This window comes from Oceaniovalibus sp. ACAM 378, assembly GCF_008085915.1.
Taxonomy (GTDB): domain Bacteria; phylum Pseudomonadota; class Alphaproteobacteria; order Rhodobacterales; family Rhodobacteraceae; genus Oceaniglobus.
Genome location: NZ_VSJK01000057.1, coordinates 1 through 2,607 on the forward strand (window position 1 = coordinate 1; position 2,607 = coordinate 2,607).

Consider the following 2,607-nt stretch of genomic DNA (forward strand, 5'->3'; position numbering starts at 1 on the left):
GCACTAAATCGCTCCGCGATAGGGCGCTTGTTTCTGCCTATGTGCTGAGCTGGGATTTGTTTCGCGTTTTGTGATGTTGGGTGTGTGCTGTTGATCGAGGTGATTTTGCCTCGATTGACAGAGGACATTCCGATGAACATTCAGCCTTCCACACCGATGACGCCGCTTCGTGCGCGCATGATCGCGGATATGACAGCCCGCACTCTCGGCCCAGCATCGCTGACCAGTCATCTGCGCGCCTGCAAACGTTTTGCGGCTTGGCTCGGGCGGTCACCACAGACGGCGACGGCGGATGATGTCCGGGACTTCCAGCGGCATCTTGTCGAGACCGGAACCAGTATCTGCACGCGCAATCAAACCATGACTGGCGTCAAGTTCCTGTTCCGCGTGACGCTTCGACGGCATGATCTGGTAGCCGAGATCTTCAGTCTCAAAGAGCCAGTCAAGGTGCCGCTGGTGCTGAGCAAAAAGGAGATCAAGCGCATCTTGGCGATGGCCCCAAGCACAAAAGCTCATGTCATGTTGTCACTGGCCTATGGCTGCGGGATGCGCGCGGGTGAGGTCGTCCGGCTGAAGGTCGGCGATATCGACAGCGCTCAGCAGATCATCCGGATCGTGCAGGCAAAGGGCCGTAAGGACCGCAACGTGATGCTGCCCGCGGACATTCTGGGCTTGTTGCGCGACTGGTGGAAAGAGCGACCCACCGGTCAGGATAAGGATGTGCCAGCGTCCGAGAGGGTCCTCTTTCCCGGTTATCGCGGCAAGCACCTGTCTGCCCGGCAGATATCGCGGCTGTTTAAAGAGACCGCGCGTGAAGCTGGGATCACCAAACCTGTTACGTTGCATACACTTCGCCATTCTTTCGCGACCCATCTGCTGGAACGCGGTGTCGATATCCGGGTGATCCAGGCCCTTCTGGGACATACCAAACTCACGACGACAGCGCGCTATGCGAGCGTGGCCACCGGTATGATCGCGGCGGTGGACAGCCCGTTGGACGATTTGACACCAGCCAAGCGCAAGAAGAAGGCAAGGCCTTCATAACCCACGTTGCCTCGTCCAACATTGGAGGTCGCGGATATCTTCCGCGCCCATGGCGCTGCCTGGCGGGCGGCCAATGTGGGCCATATCAGCCTCAATCAGATGAAGGTGATGTCGGCAATCGAGCGTTGCCGGACGGCGGCCCTTGGCGGCCATGTCGCGCGATGTGAAGACTGCGCACATGAGCACATTGCCTACAATTCTTGTCGCAACCGCCATTGCCCCAAATGCCAATCCTCGGCCGCAAAAGCATGGCTGGCGGCACGTGAGGCCGAGCTGCTACCGGTGCGGTATTTCCATCTCGTCTTCACCTTGCCCAAACCCATCGCCGACATCGCGCATCAAAACAAACGCGCGCTCTACAATCTGCTGATGCGGGCGAGTGCCGACACGGTGATCAAGATCGCCGCCGATCCCAAGCATCTCGGTGCGCGGGTTGGTATAACGTCGGTTCTCCATACTTGGGGTTCCGCGATGACGCACCACCCGCATGTCCACATGATCGTGCCGGGCGGAGGTTTGTCGGCGGATGGTTCAGAATGGATCGCCTGCCGCAGGAACTTCTTCCTGTCCGTCAGGGTCCTGTCCCGTCTGTATCGGCGGCTCATTCTGGAAGGGCTGGCCAAGCTACACAAGGCCGGGAAGCTGCACTTCTTTGGAGACCATGCTGAACTTGATGATCGCGCGGCCTTCGACACTTTCCTGCAACCGCTGCGCAAAATCGACTGGGTCGTCTACGCCAAAGAACCCTTCGCCGGTCCCAAAGCCGTGCTGGCGTATCTGTCGCGCTACACCCACCGGATTGCCATTTCCAACAGCCGCCTGATCCGTTTCGACGCGCGCAGTGTCACCTTCCGCGTCAAAGACTACCGTCTTAAAGGCACGGGCCGCCACACCACCATGACGCTGGCAACGTCAGAGTTCATCCGCCGGTTCCTGATCCACGTCCTGCCCAAAGGCCAGCACCGCATCCGTCACTACGGGTTCTTCGGGAATGGCAACCGGGCCGCCAATATTGCCAGGATCAGACACCTGCTTGGGGCAAAAACGCCAGACCAGAGTCGCGATGATGACGACAACCACGGAAATTCTGATGAGCCTCCCCGTGTCCTCGCACTGCCTTGCCCATGTTGTGGCGGGCAGTTGATCATCGTCGAGACAATCGCACCAGCACAGTATCCCAGAGCCCCTCCAGCAACCGCGAGGGCCGCCGCATGAAGCCCGAACCAAAGATCGATAATTGCAACCTCAGCCGTCCGGCACACCGCCTGCGGACCAAGCGTCATGCGCAGATCAGACTAACGACGTCGCAAAAGTTGATAACACCGACAAGATACGGCGCTGATCGGCTAGATGCTGGCAACGCCAGCACAGAGCTTAGCCCTACAGACCCCGTTCAACTTGTCCGTCAGATCAGATCCAAGGCAAGCAAACCGCCCCAATCCCCATAGCAACAAACCACCCACCAAGCCCAACCCCGCGATTTCCCGCTTGAGCGCTTCTCCGACGCCAGGCAACGTCCCGCGTCACTCAAACGTCGCGCGGGGCGTCCGAGAAACCTACATC

Annotated in this window: 2 protein-coding genes; both read left to right on the forward strand. The window is 59.2% G+C overall.

The window, feature by feature from the left end:
* Positions 1 to 132 precede the first annotated feature (132 nt).
* Positions 133 to 1,044: a tyrosine-type recombinase/integrase gene (locus FQ320_RS25055; protein WP_148475975.1), complete on the forward strand. Its 912-nt coding sequence runs from the start codon at positions 133 to 135 to the stop codon at positions 1,042 to 1,044.
* 6 nt (positions 1,045 to 1,050) lie between these two features.
* The gene (locus FQ320_RS25060) at positions 1,051 to 2,259 is read left to right on the forward strand and encodes an IS91 family transposase (protein ID WP_148475974.1); all 1,209 of its coding nucleotides are present in this window, start codon (positions 1,051 to 1,053) and stop codon (positions 2,257 to 2,259) included.
* Positions 2,260 to 2,607 lie beyond the last annotated feature (348 nt).

Excerpts from the sequence above, each read along its gene's own strand:
- FQ320_RS25055 (WP_148475975.1), top strand. The coding sequence starts at position 133 with ATGAACATTCAGCCTTCCACACCGATGACGCCGCTTCGTGCGCGCATG.